The 20,785-nt window shown below is 65.3% G+C and carries 16 protein-coding genes; 6 read left to right on the top strand and 10 right to left on the bottom strand.

The window, feature by feature from the left end; genetic code table 11:
- Positions 1-222: 222 nt before the first annotated feature.
- From ABR323_RS16395 to ABR323_RS16380, 4 genes are all read right to left on the bottom strand, one after another.
- Entirely contained in the window at positions 223-672 is a 450-nt protein-coding gene (locus ABR323_RS16395; protein ID WP_439450167.1) for an REP-associated tyrosine transposase, read from the bottom strand.
- Positions 673-822: 150 nt separating this feature from the next.
- Positions 823-2,154, bottom strand: a complete 1,332-nt coding sequence (locus ABR323_RS16390) for an O-antigen ligase family protein (protein WP_439450063.1) — start codon at positions 2,152-2,154, stop codon at positions 823-825.
- The gene (locus tag ABR323_RS16385) at positions 2,135-3,250 is read right to left on the bottom strand and encodes a glycosyltransferase (protein WP_439450062.1); all 1,116 of its coding nucleotides are present in this window, start codon (positions 3,248-3,250) and stop codon (positions 2,135-2,137) included. Before ABR323_RS16385 ends, ABR323_RS16390 begins: the two co-directional genes overlap by 20 nt.
- Positions 3,251-3,265: 15 nt before the next feature.
- Entirely contained in the window at positions 3,266-3,463 is a 198-nt protein-coding gene (locus ABR323_RS16380) for a zinc-finger domain-containing protein (protein WP_012512052.1), read from the bottom strand.
- A 420-nt stretch (positions 3,464-3,883) separates the two neighbouring features.
- Here ABR323_RS16380 and ABR323_RS16375 point away from each other — a divergent pair, with 420 nt between their 5' ends.
- A complete protein-coding gene (locus ABR323_RS16375; protein ID WP_439450061.1) occupies positions 3,884-7,228 on the top strand; it encodes a GH92 family glycosyl hydrolase in 3,345 nt (1,114 codons plus the stop codon).
- Positions 7,225-7,968, top strand: coding sequence for a basic secretory protein-like protein (locus ABR323_RS16370; protein ID WP_439450060.1), 744 nt, complete (start codon positions 7,225-7,227; stop codon positions 7,966-7,968). Before ABR323_RS16375 ends, ABR323_RS16370 begins: the two co-directional genes overlap by 4 nt.
- Before the next feature lie 423 nt (positions 7,969-8,391).
- Here the strand turns inward: ABR323_RS16370 and ABR323_RS16365 are convergent, their stop codons facing one another.
- Entirely contained in the window at positions 8,392-10,683 is a 2,292-nt protein-coding gene (locus ABR323_RS16365; protein ID WP_135275035.1) for an NADP-dependent malic enzyme, read from the bottom strand.
- Between the two features lie 230 nt (positions 10,684-10,913).
- The gene (locus tag ABR323_RS16360; protein ID WP_135275036.1) at positions 10,914-12,257 is read right to left on the bottom strand and encodes a dicarboxylate/amino acid:cation symporter; all 1,344 of its coding nucleotides are present in this window, start codon (positions 12,255-12,257) and stop codon (positions 10,914-10,916) included.
- Positions 12,258-12,590: 333 nt separating this feature from the next.
- On the opposite strand from ABR323_RS16360, the gene ABR323_RS16355 reads away from it, so the two are divergent.
- The 3 genes from ABR323_RS16355 (at position 12,591) to ABR323_RS16345 (ending at position 17,403) form a co-directional block, all read left to right on the top strand.
- A complete protein-coding gene (locus ABR323_RS16355) occupies positions 12,591-13,760 on the top strand; it encodes an OprO/OprP family phosphate-selective porin (RefSeq protein WP_439450059.1) in 1,170 nt (389 codons plus the stop codon).
- Positions 13,761-13,826: 66 nt separating this feature from the next.
- Positions 13,827-16,475, top strand: coding sequence for a hybrid sensor histidine kinase/response regulator (locus ABR323_RS16350; protein WP_439450058.1), 2,649 nt, complete (start codon positions 13,827-13,829; stop codon positions 16,473-16,475).
- A gap of 91 nt (positions 16,476-16,566) precedes the next feature.
- Positions 16,567-17,403, top strand: a complete 837-nt coding sequence (locus ABR323_RS16345; protein WP_439450057.1) for an ankyrin repeat domain-containing protein — start codon at positions 16,567-16,569, stop codon at positions 17,401-17,403.
- 99 nt (positions 17,404-17,502) lie between these two features.
- On the opposite strand, the gene imm9 (ABR323_RS16340) is transcribed toward ABR323_RS16345, so the two are convergent.
- Entirely contained in the window at positions 17,503-18,009 is a 507-nt protein-coding gene (gene imm9 / locus ABR323_RS16340) for an Imm9 family immunity protein (protein WP_439450056.1), read from the bottom strand.
- 308 nt (positions 18,010-18,317) lie between these two features.
- On the opposite strand from imm9 (ABR323_RS16340), the gene ABR323_RS16335 reads away from it, so the two are divergent.
- A complete protein-coding gene (locus ABR323_RS16335) occupies positions 18,318-18,533 on the top strand; it encodes a DUF6891 domain-containing protein (RefSeq protein WP_439450166.1) in 216 nt (71 codons plus the stop codon).
- A 98-nt stretch (positions 18,534-18,631) separates the two neighbouring features.
- Here ABR323_RS16335 and imm9 (ABR323_RS16330) read toward each other — a convergent pair whose 3' ends face one another.
- The 3 genes from imm9 (ABR323_RS16330) to ABR323_RS16320 all read right to left on the bottom strand — a co-directional run bounded on the left by imm9 (ABR323_RS16330) (position 18,632) and on the right by ABR323_RS16320 (position 20,777).
- Positions 18,632-19,153 (bottom strand): Imm9 family immunity protein, encoded by a 522-nt coding sequence (gene imm9 / locus ABR323_RS16330; protein ID WP_439450055.1) that lies wholly within the window; start codon positions 19,151-19,153, stop codon positions 18,632-18,634.
- A gap of 520 nt (positions 19,154-19,673) precedes the next feature.
- The gene (locus ABR323_RS16325) at positions 19,674-20,126 is read right to left on the bottom strand and encodes a DUF695 domain-containing protein (RefSeq protein ID WP_439450054.1); all 453 of its coding nucleotides are present in this window, start codon (positions 20,124-20,126) and stop codon (positions 19,674-19,676) included.
- A 3-nt stretch (positions 20,127-20,129) separates the two neighbouring features.
- Positions 20,130-20,777, bottom strand: coding sequence for a response regulator (locus tag ABR323_RS16320; protein WP_439450053.1), 648 nt, complete (start codon positions 20,775-20,777; stop codon positions 20,130-20,132).
- Positions 20,778-20,785: the final 8 nt, after the last annotated feature.

Here is a 20,785-nt window from a genome sequence, read left to right as displayed (position 1 = left end):
GCGCCATCCACGCATGGCGTGGATCTACTGATACGTGCGGGCGGTTTCATCCACGCATGGCGTGGATCTACTGATACGTGCGGGCGGTTTCATCCACGCATGGCGCGGATCTACTGATACGTGCGGGCGGTTTCATCCACGCATGGCGTGGATCTACTGACGCGGGGCATTCTGAAGTAGATCCACGCCATGCGTGGATGCTCTTCGTTCCGAGACAGATATCTACAACGGCCAGCGGCACCACGCGTATGGGTACTCCCCCACCACGCAGGCCAGACCGGCCCGGACCGGGTTGGCCATGATGTACATCGCCTTCTGATGAAGGGATTCATCGCTACGTACGGCGTGATCGTGGTAACCGTGCTGCCACAGTGCGCCGCGTCGGCCCAGATGCTGGTTCAGCAGGCGACTGCTGCGGGATTTGAGCAAGGACATGCATTCGGCCAAGGTGCCTTTCCGTAGTTCCATCAGCCAGTGCAGATGGTCGGGCATCACCACCCAGGCGAGGCTGTGGCTGAAGCCCTTGTGCTCTACGAAGCGCAGGGTGTCGATCAGGATCCCCACGTTGGCAGCATCGGCGAAGATGGCTTCACGGCCGAGGGTAACCGTGGTCAACGAATACACGTTGCCGGATTGGGAATACCGACCGTAGCGGAGTCTGGGACTGGCCATGCCTCCAGCGTGCGATACGCATGGAAACACCGGTAGCGGTGGTTTACCTGTGTTTGCGTCGGTAAAGCTCCATCCACGCATGGCGTGGATCTACCAAAGCAATCTCCGTTCGGTACCTGCAGTAGAGCCACGCCATGCGTGGATGGACGATCACACCACCGTCGGCGTGTCATCCGCGTCCCGCGCCAGCAGGCTACCGGCGAACAACGCAGCCAGCAGCACGGTCAGGCCACCCCAGAATGCGGAGTAGAACGCCAGGTGCGTGTTGAGCGGAAACACCGTGACCGCCAGCGCCAGCATTGCCGGGCGCGCGCGCTCGCGGGCGCCGGCGGGTGCAAAACGCCACGCGCGCCAGGCCTGGGCCACCGCGGCCAGCCACAGCAGCAGGCCGAGCACGCCGGTTTCAGCAAGGATTTCCAGCACGATCTGGTGTGCATGCAAGGCCGGGGCATTGCCCCACACGGCGGAGCCCCCTTCAGCCACGCAGTCCGGATAGGCGTCGCGGAAACCGCGCGCGCCGACGCCATTGACCGGATGTGCCTCGATCATGCAGACGGCGGCTTCCCATATACGGGCCCGTCCCGACAGCGCTTCATCGATGCCTTGTCCGCCCTCGTCCCAGGCCATCGCGGTACGGGCCATGCGCTCGCGCAGCTGTGGCACGCTGACGGTCAATGCAGCGGCGCCCAGCACCGCGAGCAGCGCCAGCACCGTCAACCGCTTCCAACCGAACTGGCGCACGCCGCTGTAGGCCAGCACCAATGCGAAAGTGATCCATGAGGCGCGCGAACCAGCCAGCAGCAGTACGCAGCCCAGCGCCGCTGCCGCCAGCGCCCAGCCCAGGTTGCCGAAGCGGCGCGCCGCAGGCAGCAGCAGGAACGGTGACAGACTGGCCAGCACCTGGCCGAATTTCAGGTTGCACGGCCCCAGTGCGCCACTGAGCCGGTCGGCCAGGGCGGCTTCGTCCGCCGGACACAGCGCGTGGCCGCTTATTGCCAGTTTCAGGTGTTCCAGCGACCAGAACCATGGGCTGGTGCCGGCCAGCGCCTGCACCAGCGCATCCAGCGTCCATGCGGCCGTGATCAGCGCCAGACCACCGAAGGTCAACCGTCGTCGTTCCGGGGTGCCCACGGCAATTGCCACCAGCCACATGAAGGGCAGGTAGCGCAGGCCGGCGGCAGCCTTGGTCCACGACGCCGCCGGATCGATCGCATCAAACGCCGAGAACGCCTGCGGCAGCCAATAGCCGAGGAACAGGATGGAGGTGAGCGCCCACGCCGCGGTGCTCAGCAGGTGCGGCCGGCGCTGCAGCCGGCGAATCATCATGCGTGCGGCGGCGTACAGGGCACCAAGGCCGAGCACGGTTTCGGCGATGCCCGGCAACGGCCACAGCGCCACGTACGCCAACACCCACCACGGCGCCCAGCGCCCGGCGCGGTCATCGCGCACGAGGGTTGCGGGGTCAGCCGGCGAGATCGGCATAGAGGCGGAGGGTATCGCGCTGCATGGCCTGCAGGGTAAACGGGATACGGCCCGGCAAGGACGGCGGCTGCGCCAGCAGGGCCAGCGCACGTTCACCCAGCGCGGCCGCGTCACCCAGCGGCACCGCGCCGCGGGGCTGCAGCTGCTGCAGCAGTTCACCAACGCCGCCGTGGTCCCAGCCCAGTACCGGGCGACCAACCGACAACGCCTCGACCACGGTGCGACCAAACGCTTCGGGCTTGTCCGACAGCTGCAACACCAGATCGCTGGCCGCATAGGCCTGGGCGATGCGTGCCGTCGGCGTGCTGATCTGCACGGCGTCGGTCACCCCCAGTGCGGCCGCCTGCCGACGCAGCTCGGCCACGTAGGCTTCGCGACCGGGCTCATCGGTACCCAGCATCCACAGCTGTGCCGGCACGCCGGCGGCGCGAACGTCGGCCAGCAGTTGCAGCGCGTGCGCGTGCCCCTTCAGGCGGGTGCCCCGCCCCGGCAACAGCAGCAGCGGGCCTTCAACCTGCGCCAGCCACGGGTAGTCCGCCGCCAGCGCCAGTCGCGGCCGACGATCGGCGCGGGCCACGCGCGGGAACTGACCGACATCAACGCCGCGCGGAATCACCTGCAGCATCGCTTCCGGTACGGTCGGGTAATGCCGTTGCACATACGCGCGCACGGTGTTGGACACGCAGATCACGCGCTCGCCGCTGGTCATCACCGCGCTGTAGCGACTGGGTGAATTCAGGCCGTGCACGGTGGTGACCCAATGCGGGCGCTGTGCGGAGGGCATGGCACGGATCGCGTACAGGCCCAGCCAGGCTGGCAGCCGCGAACGGGCATGCACGATGTCCGCACCAACTTCGGCAAACAGGCGGCGCAGGGTCGGCAGATGGCGCAGGGTCAGCAGCGATTTGCGACCAATATCGAGGGTAAGGTGCTCGGCACCACTATCGAGCAGCGGCTGCACCAGGCGGCCACCGGCAGAGACCACCAGCGCGCGATGGCCGGCGGCCACCAGGGCGGCAGCGATTTCCAGGGTCGAGCGCTCGACACCGCCGGAGTGCAGCGCCGGCAGCAACTGCACCACGGTCAATCGGCGCATCGATCAAAGCCCTGCTTAGTCGGCCAGCACGAACACGGAACCGCAGTACGCGCACTTCGCTTCGCCATTGGGCTCGTCTTCGATCGGCAGGTACACCCGCGGATGCGAGTTCCACAGCGCCATTTCCGGCGTCGGGCAGCTCAGCGGCAGGTCGCTGCGGTGCACGGTGTAGCGCTTCTCGGCGTTGGCGGGCGCGGTGGCGGTATGGCTCATGGCGGATGTCGATGAACGGGTTGCGAGGCCTGTGATTCTAGCATCCGGGCTGCCCCGACATTGCGCCGCAACAGGCCTTTGCGCACCCAGGGGCATTCCGCGCGCCTTCGCGCCGGGCATCGGAGGGCGCCGCCCAGGGGATTTCCCCGATCGATCCGCCCGGATCGCCCTGAAAATCCACCGACAGCGATATTTCCCGCATTTGGATCGAACTAAATGGCACTTGTCAGGCTGCTGTGGCTGTTGCAGGATCGGGCCAGGTCGCGACCCGACCTGCCCAATCCGACCCGATCGCATGGCCCGCCCCCACCGGACCGGCATCGCTTCTTCCACTGCCAGCCTGGCGGGCGGAGCGATGCTGTCCGTGGTGTCCGCCGATGCGGGTTCTGCCTGCCGCCTGCCCTTCCGGGAGACCCTTGCATGACCCTGTCCGATCCACGCCGCGCCCTGCTTCCGCTCGCCCTGGCCCTGGCCTGTGCGACTACCGCGATGCCGGTGGTGGCACAGGGACTGCAGACCTCGTTCGAGCCCGGCGAACCTGCCCCGTCGCAGGCCGCAGGTGCACTGCAGGTCACGATCGGCAACGGCCCTGCGGCGCCTTACGCCGCCAAGCGCAATGCGGGCTACAGCGGCCTGCATGCACTGCACTACAGCAGCGAAGGCGGCAGCGCGCGGCGCGAGCTGTTCAAGGCGGACATGACCATCGAGGCCGATACCACCCTGTCGTGGCTGGTGCTGCCGGAGATCGTCGGCAAGGACACCGTGGCCTCGACCTATGTGTCACTGGACCTGCTGCTGGACGATGGCAGCCGCGTTTCGGCCGGCGCTGCGCGTGACCAGCATGGGGTGGCCCTCGGCGCACGCGCGCAGGGCGCGTCGAAGACGCTGTATCCGCAGCAGTGGGCGCGCAAGGCGGTGCGGCTGGGCGACGTGCCCGCGCTGAAGGGCCGCCGCGTGGTCGCGATCGAACTGGAAGTGGCCAGTGCCGATGGTGCGGCGGTGTCCGGCTGGATCGACGATGTGCGCCTTGATGTGCAGCCACGCCAGCAACCGCAGCGCGTCTCCGACTGGGTGCTGACCACCCGTGGCACCCAGGCCAACGGCACCTTCTCGCGTGGCAACAATTTTCCGGCCACGGCCGTGCCGCACGGCTTCAACTTCTGGACCCCGGTGACCGATGCCGGTGCGCTGAACTGGCTGTACCGCTGGAACGAACAGAACGACGCGCAGAACCGACCGCAGCTGCAGGCGCTGGCCCTGAGCCACCAGCCCAGCCCGTGGATGGGCGACCGCCAGACCTTCCAGGTGATGCCCTCGGCCAGCCGCGGCGTACCCGATGCGGACCGCCGCAAGCGAGCGCTGTCGTTCGACCGCGCACATGAAAGTGCGCGCCCATATCGCTACGACGTGCGGTTCGACAATGGCATCGCGGCCGCGATCGCACCGACCGACCATGCCGCCTTGTTCCGCTTCGACTTCCCCGAAGGCGGCGACGCCCATCTGTTGTTCGACAATGTCGATGGACGCGGCGGCCTGACCCTGGACGCTGCGACGCAGACGCTGTCCGCCTACACCGACACCCGCAGCGGCCTGTCCAACGGCGCCAGCCGCATGTACGTGGTGGCCAGCTTCGACAAGCCGTGGCGCAGCAGCGGCCACCTCGGCACCGGCCGCCCCACCGGCTACATCACGTTCGATGCCGGCAGCGATCGCCGGGTGAACATGCGCATCGCCACGTCATTGATTTCGGTGGAACAGGCACGGCACAACCTCGCACTGGAAATCGCTACCACCGACACGCTGGAAAGCGTGGCCGGCCGCGCCCAGGACGCGTGGGACGCGCGCCTGGCCCGCTTCGATATCGGCGATGCGAGCGACGACCAGAAGACCACGTTGTATTCCAGTCTGTACCGGCTGTTCCTCTACCCCAACTCCGGCCACGAGAACGTCGGCAACGCCGCGACGCCGGACTGGCGCTACGCCAACCAGGCCAGCGCCAGTGACGACAACACCGACGGCAACGCCACCCGCAGCTTTGCTGCCGTGCGCGATGGCAAGGTGTTCGTCAACAACGGCTTCTGGGATACCTTCCGCACCACCTGGCCCGCCTATGCGCTGTTCACTCCGCAGGATGCCGGGCAACTGGTGCAGGGCTTCATCGAGCAGTACCGCGCCGGCGGCTGGATCGCGCGCTGGTCGTCGCCGGGCTACGCCGACCTGATGGTCGGCACCAGCTCGGACGTGGCATTTGCAGATGCGTGGCTGAAAGGCATCGGCGGCTTCGATCCGGCCGAGGCCTACGCCGCTGCGCTGAAGAACGCGACCGTGGTACCGCCGGACCGCCATGTCGGCCGCAAGGGCATGGACCGATCGACCTTCCGTGGGTATGCCAGCGCCGACGTGCATGAAGGCATGTCGTGGACGATGGAGGGCGCCCTCAACGATTTCGGCATCGCCAACATGGCCGAGGCACTGGCCAAGCGCGCGACCACCCCCACCACGCGCGAGCGCTACAGCACCGAGGCCGACTACTTCCGCCATCGCGCCGCCAGTTACGCGACGATGTTCGACCCGGCCGCCGGCTTCTTCCAGGGCCGTCGTGCCGATGGTCGCTGGCGCGTGGACGCCAAGCACTACGACCCGCGCGTGTGGGGCCACGATTACACCGAATCCAATGGCTGGACGTTCGCCTTCACCGCCGCCCACGATGGCGAAGGCCTGGCAGCACTGTACGGTGGTCGCGACAAGCTGGCGGCGAAACTCGATACGTTCTTCGCCACCCCTGAAACCGCCGATGCGGCGCTGGCCGGCTCCTACGGCGGCACCATCCACGAGATGACCGAAGCGCGTGACGTGCGCATGGGCATGTACGCGCACAGCAATCAGCCGGCGCACCACATTCCGTGGATGTACCTGTATGCCGGGCAGCCGTGGAAGACCCAGCAGCACGTGCGCGAGATCCTGTCGCGGCTGTATGTCGGCAGCGAGATCGGCCAGGGCTATCCGGGTGACGAGGACAACGGCGAGACCTCGGCGTGGTACGTGCTTGCCTCGCTGGGCCTGTACCCGCTGCGGATGGGCGCGCCGGAGTACGTGATCGGCTCGCCAGCATTCCGGCACGCACGGGTGGAACTGCAGGGCGGTGCGGTGCTGACCGTGAACGCGGCCAACAACTCGCGCGAGAACGTCTACGTGCAATCGCTGAAGATCAACGGCACGCCGTGGACGAAGACCTGGGTGCCGCATGAGCTGATCGCCAAGGGCGCAACCCTGGACTTCGTGATGGGTCCGCGGCCGTCGCGCTGGGGCAGCGGCGTGGACGATGTGCCACGCTCGTTGACCGCACGTGGCCAGCGGCCGCAGCTGCTGCATGATCTGTTGGGCAGCGGCGCCAAGGCAACGCTGGCCGATGGTCGCGCCCTGCCCGCGCTGATCGATGACGATGCCACCACCACGGTGGGTCTGGGCGGTGGGGCCACCATTGCGCTGACCGGCCTGGCCGACGGCACCCCGACGATGTACACGCTGACCAGCGGTGACGGCAGCATCCGCGGCGGCGAATGGGCATTGGAAGCACGCAACGGCAATGGCGACTGGACCGTGCTCGACCAGCGCAGCGGTGAAGACTTCGCGTCCGCCCACCAGACCCGTCCGTTCCGCATCGCCAGACCTGGCCGCTACAGCGAGTATCGCCTGCGCCTGCTGGCACCGGGCCGGCTGCCGTTGGCGGAGATCGAACTGTTGACGACCAGCACCGTACAATGAGCCCCATGCGCTACCGTCTGCTGCCTCTGGCCCTTGTTGCCCTGTCCTTCTCCAGCTTTGGCCAGACCCAGGCGTTCGATACGCAGCTGACCCGCGATGGCGTGACGCTGAACTACCAGGACGCCCGTGGCACCCTGTCCGCGCCGCAGCGCAAGCGGGTGATCGATACGTTCTTCTTCGCCTACCTGCGCGAACGTGCGGACTTCCACCCGGCTGCACCGTCGATGGTGCGCATCGTGATCGATCCGGCCTACACCGGCATCGCCTTCGTCGGCGACAAGGACCAGGCCGCAACGATCACCATCAACCCCGGCTGGCTGGCACAGCATCCGAACGACATCGACCTGGTCACCCACGAAGCGATGCACATCGTGCAGGGCTATCCAGGCTACGGCGACACGCGGGTGCCGGGCTGGCTGGTGGAAGGCATTGCCGACTATGCGCGCGATCGCTATGGCATGGACAATTCCGCCGCCGGCTGGGCGCTGCCGGGCAAGGTCGAGAAGGGCCAGAACTTCGACAGCGGCTACCGGGTCACCGGTGCCTTCCTGAAATGGGCGGAGAGCGAGCACCCGGGTCTGGTGCTGGCGCTGGACAAGGCCCTGCGCGATGGCCGCTACACGCCTGCGCTGTGGCAGAAGCAGACCGGCAAGGCGTTGCCGGCGCTGTGGACGCAGTATGCCAAGCCGCGTTCGGATGCACCGCCGCCGGCCCCGGCACGCCGCGGCAAGCGGCACTGACCACCCACGCACTACACGTTCGCCGGGCGTGGCCCGGCACTAGCGTTGTCGCCTCAGCGCGACCGCACGAAACCTGCGTACAGCGCGAACAACTGCCGGAAATAACGACGCGTCACTCGATTGCGCATGGCGCCCTCGCCCATGGAAAGTTGGTCGGGCCCAGGGCGGGAAGACCGGTCCGGTTCCTTCCCACGGCCGGGCCGCGTGGGCGTATTGAGCCGTAATGGCGTTGCAGGGACATGACCGGGTTGCGTAGTGCGTGTGGCACAGACCGGGGTAGAGCCGGCCGCTGGCCGGCTGACGTCGTGTATCTGGACATGATTGGGGTTGCCGGCCAGCGGCCGGCACTACCCGTTTCCGCTGCGCGGAAACAGAAACGCGCCCCGTGGGGCGCGTTTCTGCAGCTGTCGCTGGAACGAAAGCTTATGCCTTCTTTTCCGCTTCGATCTGCTTGCGGATCTGCGCATCCACCGCCGCAATGGCGGTCATGTTCAGGATCCGGCGCGAGGTCGCGCTGGTGGTCAGGATGTGCACCGGCTTGTTCACGCCCATCAGGATCGGGCCGATCGCCACGCCGTCGGTGAACACACGCACCAGGTTGTAAGCGATGTTGGCCGCTTCCAGGTTCGGCAGCACGAACAGGTTGGCGCGGCCCTGCAGGGTCGAGCCCGGCAGCAGCTTCTGGCGCAGCGCTTCATCCCATGCGGTGTCGCCCTGCATCTCGCCGTCCACGTTCAGACGCGGGTTGCGCTTGAGCAGCAGCTCACGCACCTGGCGCATCTTCAGCGCATCCTTCGAGTCGTGGCTGCCGAAGTTGGAGTGCGACAGCAGCGCGACCTTCGGTTCCACGCCGAACAGCTTCATGCGGTAGGCGGCCTGCAGGGTCGCTTCGCACAGCTGCTCGGCCGTCGGATCTTCCTGCACATGGGTGTCGACGAAGAAGAACACGCCCTGCTGGTTGATCACGCCGGTCATCGCCGAGGTCGAGGTGACCTTCGGCTCCAGCGGCAGCACGCTGCGCACGTAACCCAGCTTCTTGTGGAAGCGGCCGACGATGCCGGTCAGCATCGCATCGGCTTCGCCACGGGCCACCATCACCGCAGCGATCAGGGTCGGACGCGAACGCATCAGGTTCTTGGCCGCGGCCACGGTGACGCCACGACGGCCGGTCAGGCCGTGGTAGTACTGCCAGTACTCGTTGAAGCGCGGGTCATCATTGATGTTGGTGACTTCAATGTTCTCGCCGATCTTCAGGCGCAGGCCGAGGCGCTCGATGCGCGATTCGATCACTTCCGGGCGACCGATCAGGATCGGATGCGCCAAGCCGTCGTCGACCACGTTCTGCACGGCCTGCAGCACTACCTCTTCTTCGCCTTCGGCATAGACCACGCGCTGCTTGTCGCTGCGCGCGCGATCGTAGACCGGCTTCATCATCAGGCTGGTGCGATAGACGAACTGAGCGAGCTTGTCGCGGTAGGCGCCCATGTCGGCGATCGGACGAGCGGCGACGCCCGAATCCATCGCGGCCTGGGCCACCGCAGCCGACAGCTCCACCAGCAGGCGGCGGTCGAACGGGCGCGGAATCAGGTATTCACGACCGAAGCTCGGGGTCTCGCCGCCATAGGCCGAGCCCATGTCAGTGGCCGCACGACGGGCCAGCGCGGCGATGGCGCGCACGCAGGCGATCTTCATTTCCTCGTTGATCGCGGTCGCGCCGACGTCCAGCGCACCACGGAACAGGTACGGGAAGCACAGCACGTTGTTGACCTGGTTCGGGTAGTCCGAACGGCCGGTGCCGATGATGGCGTCCGGCCGGGCGGCACGCGCCAGTTCCGGCATGATTTCCGGGGTCGGGTTGGCCAGCGCGAAGATCACCGGGTCCGGCGCCATGGTCTTGACCATGTCCGCGGTCAGGATGCCCGGTGCCGACAGGCCCAGGAAGATGTCCGCGCCGTCAACGATCTCGGCCAGCGTGCGCTTGTCTGTATCACGCGCGTAGCGCTGCTTCTCCGGGTCCAGGTCGGTACGGCCGGTATGGATCACGCCCTCGCGGTCGAAGGCCAGGATGTTCTCCGGCTTCAGACCCAGCTGCACCAGCATGTTCACGCAGGAAATGCCGGCCGCGCCCATGCCCGTGGTCGCCAGCTTCACTTCCTCGATCTTCTTGCCGGTGATCGCCATGGCGTTCAGCACGGCGGCACCGACGATGATCGCGGTGCCGTGCTGGTCGTCATGGAACACCGGAATCTTCATGCGCTCGCGCAGCTTGCGCTCGACCACGAAGCATTCCGGCGCCTTGATGTCTTCCAGGTTGATGCCGCCGAAGGTCGGCTCCAGCGAGGCGATGATGTCGACCAGCTTGTCCGGGTCGGTTTCATCCACTTCGATGTCGAACACATCGATGCCGGCGAACTTCTGGAACAGCACGCCCTTGCCTTCCATCACCGGCTTGCCGGCCAGCGCGCCGATGTTGCCCAGGCCCAGCACCGCGGTGCCGTTGGAGATCACCGCCACCAGGTTGCCGCGGGCGGTCAGCTCGCTGGCCTGCTGCGGGTCGGCCTTGATCGCTTCACAGGCGTATGCCACGCCCGGCGAATACGCCAGCGACAGGTCGCGCTGGGTCAGCATGGGCTTGGTTGCGGAAACCTTGATCTTTCCCGGCGGGGACATCCGGTGGTAATCGAGGGCGGCCTGTTTGAAATCTTCGTTGGACATCGATGTGGGTTACATGAATGGGCAGAAGGGACAGGGGATCATACCCCCGTTGGAGCGCTCGGACCTGTCGCTACCCTGTCGCAGTCATGCTGCAACCGCACAATTCCGGGGCGTATGCGACGGTCTGAAGAGGCCAGCTTCGGCGCTGGCCATGACAGCTTTGGGACGCTTTGAAACGCTGCGGGGCCGTACCACTGTCGTGATCGGCCCCGCAGTACCACACACCTGGATCAGCCCTTGGCCGGCAGTGCCTCGGGCACCACGTCGATCGGCGGCGGCAGCTCGCTCTCGCGACCGTCCAGCGCCAGCTGCAGGCGGTTGCGGTCCAGCGCGCCTTCCCAGCGCGACACCACCACGGTGGCCACCGCATTGCCGATGAAGTTGGTCAGCGAGCGGCATTCGCTCATGAAGCGGTCCACGCCGAGGATCAGCGCCATGCCGGCCACCGGCACCTCCGGCACCACCGCCAGGGTGGCGGCCAGGGTGATGAAGCCGGCACCGGTGACACCGGCCGCGCCCTTGGAGCTGAGCATGGCAACCAGCAGCAGGGCGATCTGGTGGCCCAGGGTCAATTCGGTGTTGGTGGCCTGGGCGATGAACAGCGCGGCCAGGGTCATGTAGATGTTGGTGCCGTCCAGGTTGAACGAGTAGCCGGTGGGGACCACCAGGCCCACCACCGACTTGCTGCAGCCGGCGCGTTCCATCTTCTCCATCAGCGACGGCAGCGCCGACTCCGACGACGAGGTACCCAGCACCAGCAGCAGTTCGGCCTTCAGGTAGCGCGCCAGCTTGAACACCGAGAACCCGCACAGGCGGCAGACCACGCCCAGGATCACGGCAACGAACAGGAACGCGGTGAGGTAGAACGAGCCCACCAGCCAGGCCAGGTTGACCAGCGAACCCACGCCGTACTTGCCGATGGTGAAGGCGATCGCACCGAAAGCACCGATCGGTGCAGCCTTCATCAGGATGTGCACCAGCTTGAACACCGGGGCGACCAGCGCCTCCAGGAAGTTCAGGATCGGCTTGCCCTTCTCGCCCACCGATGCCAACGCAATGCCGAACAGCACGGCCACGAACAGCACCTGCAGGATGTTGCCATCCACGAACGCGCTGAGCAGCGTCTTCGGGATGATGTCCATCAGGAAGCCGACCAGGGTCAGATCATGCGACTTCTCGACGTAGCTGTGCACCGCGGTCTGGTCCAGCTCGGCCGGATTGATGTTCATGCCGGCGCCGGGCTGCACCACATGCGCCACGATCATGCCGACGATCAGCGCCAGCGTGGAGAAGAACAGGAAATACGCCATCGCCTTGGCGAACACACGGCCCACCGTGCGCAGATGGGTCATGCTGGCGATGCCGGTGACGATGGTCAGGAAGATCACCGGCGCGATGATCATCTTCACTAGGTTGATGAAGGCATCGCCGAGCGGCTTCATTTTCTCGCCGACCAGCGGTTCGTAGTGGCCGAGGATGGCGCCCAGGACGATCGCCACGATCACCTGGAAGTACAGCTGGCGATAGATCGGCAACGGCTTTGCAGGCACCGGTGCTGCGGTCGGGATGTGCATGGCGGACTCCGGAAGGGGCGTTTTTCAGGCACGTACGGCCCCGGGACAGCACGGGAACCGTTACCGTGGAAACTGATCGCCGGCCCTGTGCAGCACGCACAGGGGGTGCGACCAATGGACGCCTTTGTACGCGCCAGGCACGCCGGCGCAGATAACCTATTGGTACTAGCCTCCCGGTTCAGGTGGCGGTGGTGCCTACACTGGCGCCGCACCGCCCGATCACGGGGAGGCCGGTGGCCCGAGCTGAACGGCCGGGCGCGTCATTGCGAAAGTTCCGGCCCTTGCGGCCGTTGTTGTCCTGTCCACACGCAATCTGAGAGAGCCGCACCCATCATGCGCCCGATTCCCACCTTGCTGGCCCTGTCGCTGGCCGCGCTTCCCGCCTTCGCTTCGGCTGCCGATTTCGACAACTGGCCGACCAAGTACGCCTTCGGCGACGGCACCGAGTTGGCCGCTACCGCCAACATCGCCTACGACTACAACGATTTTTCCTCGGGCAGCGGCCTGGAGGACGATGACGCCGTGCGCCGCAAGGAGTTCGGCGCGACGCTGAAGAAGAAGGGCGTCTACGACGCGATGGTCTACTACGACTTCCAGTCCGATACCTGGCTGGACGTGTTCGTGCGCTTCGAGAGCAAGGCCTTCTTCGGCCGCGACATCGGCCGCTTCCGCTTCGGCTACATGAAGACCCCGGTCGGCCTGGACGCGAACACGTCTTCGCGCGCCGGCAGCTTCCTGGAGACCGCACTGCCCGTGCAGGCCTTCTACGCCGGCCGCCGCACGGGTGTGGAATGGGTGCTGGAGCGCCCGCAGTACCTGCTGCAGGCCGGCGCCTATGGCGGCAAGGACCTGCAGGGTGACAACCCGGGCACCACCCAGGCCGTGCGTGCGGTGTGGACCCCGGTGAAGGCGCCGGGTGACGTAATCCACCTGGGCCTGGCCTACTCGCAGGAAAATCCGCGCGGCTACAGCGATGGCCGTGATGTGCACCACGAGGCCAGCGCGCGCCTGCGCGCACGTCCGGAAGCCGGCCTGACCGACATCCGCTACGTCGATTCCGGCGCGCTGGTCACCGCTGACCAGATCCGCCGCACCGGCCTGGAAGGCATCTGGATCCGCGGTCCGTTCTCGCTGCAGGCCGAAGCCCTGCGCGCCACGGTCACCCGCACTGACGGCAAGCCCGACTACACCGGCAGCGGCCAGTACGCCATGGCGAGCTGGGTGCTGACCGGCGAATCGCGCCCGTACAACGCCGGCGCTGTGGCCAACATCAAGCCGGCGCACGACTACGGCGCAGTGGAACTGGTGGCCCGTTACAGCCGCATGGACCTCGACGATGGCAGCATCCTCGGCGGCCGCCAGCATGACCTCACCCTGGGTGCGAACTGGTACCTGACCAGCCACTTCAAGTTCCAGGCCAACTACGTCAAGGTCGACGCCAGCCGTCGCGGTGTGCACAGCACGCCGGAGATCTTCGAACTGCGCGCGCAGATGCACTTCTGACCCCTTCCACGTCAGACCCCGGCGGGCGTGCACGCCACGCCCGCCGGCCCTGCGTAGACTGCCGCCATGTACTGGCTCAGCCGCCACCGCATGCTGTTGCTGACCCTCCTGGTGATGGTGGGTGGCACCGTGCTGTGCGCGGTCGCCGCCGGCCACTACGCCTGGCGGCGCGCCCTCGGCGAGGAAAGCAGCCAGGTGCAACGCCAGCTGCAGTTGTATGGCCAGGGCCTGCAGCAGCGCATCGACCGCTTCGGCACGTTGCCGCAGGTGCTGGCGCTGGATCCGGATCTGCTGCACGCGCTGCGCGTGCCGCCCTCGCCCACCGAACGGCAGCGGCTGAACCTCAAGCTGCAACGCGCCAATGAAGTCACCCGTGCCTCGACCCTGACCCTGGTCGGCCACGACGGTGTGGCGGTGGCAGCCAGCAATTGGGACCAGCCAACCACCAACGTCGGCGAGAACTACAGCTACCGCCCCTACTACCGCCAGGCGCTGGCGCAGGGCCGTGGCCGCTTCTACGGCATCGGCATGACCACCGGCGTGCCCGGTTACTACCTGTCGCAGGCCATCGAGGAAGACGGCAAGCGGCTCGGCGTGGTGGTGATCAAGGTCGAGCTGTCGGCGCTGGAACAGGAATGGCTGAGCAGCCCGGACGTGGTGCTGGCCAGCGACGACCACGACGTGGTGTTCCTGGCCAACCGTGACAGCTGGCGCTACCGGCTGCTGCGTCCGCTGGGCGCCGATGAGCGCCGCGAGATGCTCGATGCCCGCCAATACGCCGACCGCGCATTGCAGCCATTGCGCGCGCGTACCGAAGACGTGCTGGCCGATGGTGGCCGCATGGTGCGCCTGCTGGATCCGGCACTGCCGCAGCCGATGCTGTGGCAGAGCCTGCCCTTGCCCGCCGAAGGCTGGAACCTGCATCTGCTGCACGACGCCAGTGCCGCCACCGCCGCCGGCCGTGCAGCCGCGCTTACCGGAGGTGCCGCGTGGTTGGCGCTGGGCTTCCTGGTGCTGTTCGTGCAGCAGCGCCGACGCTTGGCCAAACATCGCCTGCGCAGCCGCCGCGAACTGGAAACCCTGCTCAAGCAGCACGCACAGGAACTGCGCACTGCACAGGATGGCCTGCTGCAGGCGGCCACCGACGCCGACAGCGGCCTCAGCCGCAGCCTCGAACACCTGCCACAAGGTGTGGTGGTGATCGACCGGGAACTGCGACTGGTCGCGTGGAATTCGCGCTACCTGGAACTGTTCCGTTTTCCGCTGGACCTGGTGCGCGTGGGCCGGCCGATCGAGGAGCTGTTCCGCTTCAACGCACGCCGTGGCCTGCTGGGTCCCGGCCCGGTGGACGAGGCCATCGAGCGCCGCCTGAACCACCTGCGCAGCGGTCGCCCGCACATGCGCGAGAGCGAGAAGGACGACGGCACCGTGCTGGAGATTCGTGGCAACCCACTGCCCGACGGCGGCTTCGTCACCAGCTACGCCGACATCACCAGCTACAAGAACGCTGCGCGCGAACTGCGCTCGCTGGCCGACGCGCTGGAACACCGCATCGCCGAACGTACCCACGACCTGGACGAAGCTCGCCGCGAAGCCGAGCAGGCCAACCGCTACAAGACCCGCTTCGTCGCCTCGGCCGTGCACGACCTGCTGCAGCCGCTGAATGCCGCGCGCATGTTCGTCTCGGTGCTGCGCGGCAAGCTGAGCGACCCGGCGCAGCAGCAGACCAGCGACCATATCGATGCCGCGTTGGCTGCGCAGGATGCAATTCTCAACAGCCTGCTGGATATCTCGCGGCTGGAGTCAGGATCGTTGCAGCTACGTGTGCGCGCTTTTGCGATTTCGCCACTACTGGAAATCCTGGCGCGTGAGTTCGGCATCGCCGCACAGAGCCGTGGCCTGCAACTTGACTGGGTGGACACCCGCGCAGTGGTGGTCAGTGACGAAGCGCTGCTGCGCCGTATCCTGCAGAACTTCCTGTCCAACGCGCTGCGCTACACACCACAGGGACGCGTACTGATCGGCTGCCGGCGTGCAGGCGACCAGCTGCGCATCGAGGTGCATGACCAGGGCCCGGGCGTTCCGGAAAGCCTGCAGGGTGAGATCTTCGAAGAGTTTCGCCGCCTGAACGATGGCGTGGAGCAGGAACGTGGCGCCGGCCTGGGCCTGGCCATCGTCGAACGCATCGGCCGCTTGCTCGGCCACCGCATCAGCCTGCGTTCCACCCTGGGCAAGGGCAGCGTATTCGCCGTGAGCGTGGCACTCGGGCGCGCCGACGATGTGATCGCACCTGCCGCAGCGCCGATCATCGCGAGCGAACCCGCCGACGACAGCCCGCTACGACAATGCTGTGTGTGGAGCATCGACGATGATCCCCACGTCTGTGCGGCGACCCGTGCGCTGCTGGAGCGCTGGGGTTGCCAGGTGGACCTTGCCGATGGCCCGCAGGGTGCGTTGGAAATCGCCAGTGCGTTGAACGTACCGCAGTTGCTGCTGCTGGACGTGCGTATGGGGCAATGGCACGGACCGGACCTGTATGAAGCGCTGTGCACGCTGTGGAAGGCGCGACCGCCTGTGATCCTGGTGACCGCCGAGCGCGATGAGGCGCTGAAGACGCATGCCGCCGAGAACGGCTGGGGCTTCCTGCTCAAGCCCGTGCGGCCGCCTGCGTTACGGGCATTGATGACACAGATGTTGTTGCGACATAGGGGGTAACGGAAATTGACGTTGCTCGTTGTAGAGCCGAGCCCATGCTCGGCTGCCTTGTCTACAATCGACAGCCTTCCCTGTGCCAGGATGGCGGACCATGCCGAAATCCCCGAAGACGGAAATCCCTGCTGATCTGTCTACCGCTGCGTGGGCCGCCGATGCGCGGGCCACGGCGGCGTTCCTCGCTGCAGGTGCGGATGTACACGCAGTGGATGCCTTTGGATTCACTGCGCTGGAAAGAGCCGCATCCAGCCAGGACTGTGCGCCAATGGAAGACACCCTGGCCACCCTGCGCCTGCTGATCGATGCCGGCAGCCCGCTGGAACACGTAGGCGCCGGCGGACGCACAGCGTTGTACCTGGCGGCAGAGTTCTCGCCCGATGGCCCCGAGGCGGTGCAACTGCTGATCGATGCCGGCGCACAGCCGGATGTCTGCGACGCGCATGGCAACCACATCGTGGAGAACGCCTGGTCGCCGCAGGTGAAGGCCTTGCTGGCCGCGCTGACCGGCCACGCCATTCCCGCAGTTATCGTGCGCAAGCCGGAGCGGAAGATGTCCGCCGCTGTGTGGAAGCTGGCGCGAGCGAAGATTGATGCGGCTTTCGCAGTTCTGGAAGCCGCAGGCATCGTCACCGCCCACGCGCAGGGCGATACCCAGGACGACGGCCATGACGACACCCATGAGCACTTCGTCGAACGCGGCGGCACCGCTGCCGGCCTGAAGGGTTTCTGTTTCTATTCCGGCGATGACATGAAGCGCGCCAGGCGCACCAGTGATCTGGCGATTGGCTTCTGGGGTCCGCCCGACAGCGCCGCCATGGAGCGGATCGGCCAGGCCATCGTCGACGCCTTCGCCAGCGTGGGTCTGCCTGCCGAGTGGGATGGCACGGAGCGCATGCGGCCCTGCATCGACCTGCGTTCGCTCAGCGCCTGACGGGAATCAGCCGAGCGTGGGCTCGGCTCTACAGCACCTTGAGTGCTTTGGCATCGACCTTTCCGAGCGGACCAGCGGTGGAGCGAGACCCTTCACCGCTCAACCATCTACTTGCCTGAATCGAACTTTCCGGCCGTGGCACGTAATTCCGACTTCGAACAGCCTGTCTATAGCAACCTTGATGCTTTCGACGAAATACTCCTTGATGTCACCATACCGCGAGTATTCTGGGATGATGACATGAAATTTTTCTTCACTCACGGGAAGGAAAAAGCCGGAATTTTCCCTACACAATCCGTATGGCGCCACTCCCTCCTCCGGAGCCGGCACCGAAATAGAAAACTCAAACTCTTTATCTGACGGGTATCGCGTTGCTCGTTTGAATACTCCGATATTGTCAGTATTCCTGACTACCACCACTATCAGAATATTCCACCCATCGAGATGATCAATGTCTATTTCGGGGATTATATGTTCGACATAGCTGTTAACCAATCGACTGACCTCGAACAGATCAACCACACCGTTTACATTTGGCGATTCATTTGAGACCGAACATCTTACTGGCGGGTGCACTACGTTCCTCCCGAAGAATGGATTTTGCATACGTGTTCCGCCTCAACGTCGATTGATCCGGCATCAGTGGAAGTGCGTGGACGCATTTGGAAACAGAGCTGCAGCGAACAAACTGGCGGCGACGCGATTGCCCGTCAAGCTCAACCCAAGCAAGTTCACGCCGATGATGCATTTATTTGCACGACCGGGCACTGGAATTAGCGCAGAGAACCAGCCGCACACCACGATTGGGCGGCCACTTGACGAACACCCGTCTTCAAACAGGAGGCGAGCCAAATGCGACAACAATGCAACTGACTTGAGCACCTGCCGCAGGACATGGCGGTACCGCTGCCGGCCTGAAGGGTTTCTGTTTCTATTCCGGCGATGACATGAAGCGCGCCAGGCGCACCAGTGATCTGGCGATTGGCTTCTGGGGCCCGCCCGACAGCGCTGCCATGGAGCGGATCGGCCAGGCCATCGTCGACGCCTTCGCCAGCGTGGGTCTGCCTGCCGAGTGGGATGGCACGGAGCGTATGCGTCCCTGCATTGATCTGCGTTCGCTCGTCGCCTGACAGGAATCGGCCGAGCGTGGGCTCGGCGCTACAACACCTGACGTTTCTTGGGATCTACCTTTCCCAGGAACAGCGCCGGAGCACCCTCCCTTCACCGCTCAACCATCTATTTTCCTGAATCGAACTTTCCGGCCGTGGCAAGTAATTCCGACCTCGAACAGCCTCTCAATAGCAATCTTGATGCTTTCGACGAAATACTCCTTGATGTCACCATAGCGCGAGTATTCCGGGATCATGACATGAGACCATTCCTCATTCACAGGAAAGAAGAAGCCCGAACCCTCCTGAGACAATCCATATGGCACCACTTCCTCGTTCGGGACTGGCACCGAAATTGAAAATTCAAACTCCTTGTCTGACGGGTATCGCCCCGCTCGCTTGAATATCCCAATCTGGTTGGTGTTCCTGATTGTCACAAGTATCAGAATACGCCACCCATTGAGATGATCAATGTCCACCTCAGGAATTCGATACGCGATATGGCTGTTAACCACGAGCGTCAGCTCGTTCAAATCAACTGCGCCATTTACGTTTGGCGACTCATTTGAAATTATGCACCTTACCGGCGAATACATTACCCCTCCTAAATCATCAACTTGGCGCACATGAATGCCAGCCATAGCCTCATCCCATTGCCCGGCGCAGTTTGACGTCCCTTCTCTGCCGCCAGCCTGCGCACCCGCTCAACTTCGATTTATCTGACATCACTGGGAGAGCATGGACGGAATGGGAAACAGAACTGCAGCGAACAAACTGACGACGACACGATCACCCGTCAAGCTCAACCCAAGCAAGTCCACGGGCAATTAAGTTTTTATTTGCACGGCAGGCCACTGAAATCAGCGCAGAGAACCAGCCGCACTCGACGACTGGGAGGCCACCTGCCGGACACCCGCCTTAAAACAGTGGGCGAGCCAAATGCGACATCAATGCCACTAACTCGAGTCCCTGCCGCAGGGCGTCGTCACCATGGCCCCCAAACTGCGCCTGGCAATGGAACCGGCGATCTGTTGAGTGCATGTGAACCGGGGGCCGATACACGCGGCCAGTAGTGCAATGACAATCCACGCCTCGCATCGACCTGCGCTTGATCGGCGACGGATGAAGAATCAGCCGAGCGTGGGCTCGGCTCTACACGGATCACTTGACCCGGGGATCCTGCAGCGGCAGGTCAAGCTCGGGCTGAGCCAGAGCCCAGTCGAGGTCATATTCCATCTGGAACGCCCATTCCCGCAGCTGTGCGGGTGCAGCGAGCAGCCGCTGCAGGCGGTCATTCGCCTGTTCGGGATCATCTACCCGATACAGCAGCACGCGCTCGCCACGGGCGGTGATGCGCGCAAGGAAAACGGCATTACCGTCCGCTCCAATGCTTGATTCGAGCTGCCCTTCCAGGCGCGTGACCACCTCCAGTTCCTCCGGGGTGGGCATGCCGTTGTCACCCAACTCTCTGCACCTGATGCCGATCCGCAGGTGCCAGGGAAATGCGTCCCGGCCTGCAAAGCTCCGCAGCGCCGTGTTGACCACCACCACCGCAGGAGCCTCGCCGAGGGTCGTGTTGATGAGGGCGTAGAACGGCGCCGGGGTTTCCCGCATCGGTCAGATCCCGCCGGCGTCGCCTTCCGGCTCCAGCGCCTTCACCAGCACTGCGGCCTGTGTGCGGCTATGGCACTCAAGCTTCTTCAGGATGGCGGTCACGTGCACCTTCACCGTGTTCTCGGCCAGGCCAAGTTCGTAGGCGATCTGCTTGTTGAGCAGGCCATCTGCCAGGCACAGCAGCACGCGGAACTGCTGCGGGGTGAGCTGGGCCAGACGTGCGGCCAGCAGCGCGTCGGACTCGCTGCGCTCCGGCGCCATCGCCGGGAACCACAGTCCACCATCGAGCACCGCCTGCACTGCCTCGCCGATGGTCTCGGCCGGGGCCGACTTCGGGATGAAACCGGCCGCGCCGAACTGCTGGGCACGACGGATCACCCGCGGATGGTCGTTGGACGAGAGAATCACCACCGGGATGTCCGGATGCGAGCCGCGCACGTGCAGTAGCGCGGAAAAACCGTGTGCGCCGGGCATGGTCAGGTCGAGCAGCACCAGGTCCACGTCCGGGTGCGCGTCGAGTGCTTCGGCCAATGCCTCGGCGCTGGCGACCTCGCGCACCTGCGCCAGCCGCAGGCTCTGCCGCAGTGATTGCACCACCGCCGAACGCAGCAGCGGGTGGTCATCGGCGATCAGGATGGTGTATTCGCTCATGCCGCCAT

It is taken from the genome of Stenotrophomonas sp. ATs4 (genome assembly GCF_051861585.1).
GTDB lineage: Bacteria > Pseudomonadota > Gammaproteobacteria > Xanthomonadales > Xanthomonadaceae > Stenotrophomonas > Stenotrophomonas maltophilia_AS.
Note: the sequence above shows the minus strand (reverse complement) of the source record. Positions and strands in the feature narration are given on the sequence as shown.

Bases quoted from the DNA above. Each gene is read 5' to 3' on its own strand.
- ABR323_RS16355 (WP_439450059.1), top strand. From the start codon at position 12,591: ATGCGCCCGATTCCCACCTTGCTGGCCCTGTCGCTGGCCGCGCTTCCC.
- ABR323_RS16320 (WP_439450053.1), bottom strand. From the start codon at position 20,777: ATGAGCGAATACACCATCCTGATCGCCGATGACCACCCGCTGCTGCGT.
- ABR323_RS16350 (WP_439450058.1), top strand. From the start codon at position 13,827: ATGTACTGGCTCAGCCGCCACCGCATGCTGTTGCTGACCCTCCTGGTG.
- ABR323_RS16390 (WP_439450063.1), bottom strand. From the start codon at position 2,154: ATGCCGATCTCGCCGGCTGACCCCGCAACCCTCGTGCGCGATGACCGC.
- ABR323_RS16360 (WP_135275036.1), bottom strand. From the start codon at position 12,257: ATGCACATCCCGACCGCAGCACCGGTGCCTGCAAAGCCGTTGCCGATC.
- imm9 (WP_439450055.1), bottom strand. From the start codon at position 19,153: ATGGCTGGCATTCATGTGCGCCAAGTTGATGATTTAGGAGGGGTAATG.
- ABR323_RS16325 (WP_439450054.1), bottom strand. From the start codon at position 20,126: ATGCGGGAAACCCCGGCGCCGTTCTACGCCCTCATCAACACGACCCTC.
- imm9 (WP_439450056.1), bottom strand. From the start codon at position 18,009: ATGCAAAATCCATTCTTCGGGAGGAACGTAGTGCACCCGCCAGTAAGA.
- ABR323_RS16385 (WP_439450062.1), bottom strand. From the start codon at position 3,250: ATGCGCCGATTGACCGTGGTGCAGTTGCTGCCGGCGCTGCACTCCGGC.
- ABR323_RS16395 (WP_439450167.1), bottom strand. From the start codon at position 672: ATGGCCAGTCCCAGACTCCGCTACGGTCGGTATTCCCAATCCGGCAAC.
- ABR323_RS16370 (WP_439450060.1), top strand. From the start codon at position 7,225: ATGAGCCCCATGCGCTACCGTCTGCTGCCTCTGGCCCTTGTTGCCCTG.
- ABR323_RS16365 (WP_135275035.1), bottom strand. From the start codon at position 10,683: ATGTCCAACGAAGATTTCAAACAGGCCGCCCTCGATTACCACCGGATG.
- ABR323_RS16375 (WP_439450061.1), top strand. From the start codon at position 3,884: ATGACCCTGTCCGATCCACGCCGCGCCCTGCTTCCGCTCGCCCTGGCC.
- ABR323_RS16345 (WP_439450057.1), top strand. From the start codon at position 16,567: ATGCCGAAATCCCCGAAGACGGAAATCCCTGCTGATCTGTCTACCGCT.
- ABR323_RS16380 (WP_012512052.1), bottom strand. From the start codon at position 3,463: ATGAGCCATACCGCCACCGCGCCCGCCAACGCCGAGAAGCGCTACACC.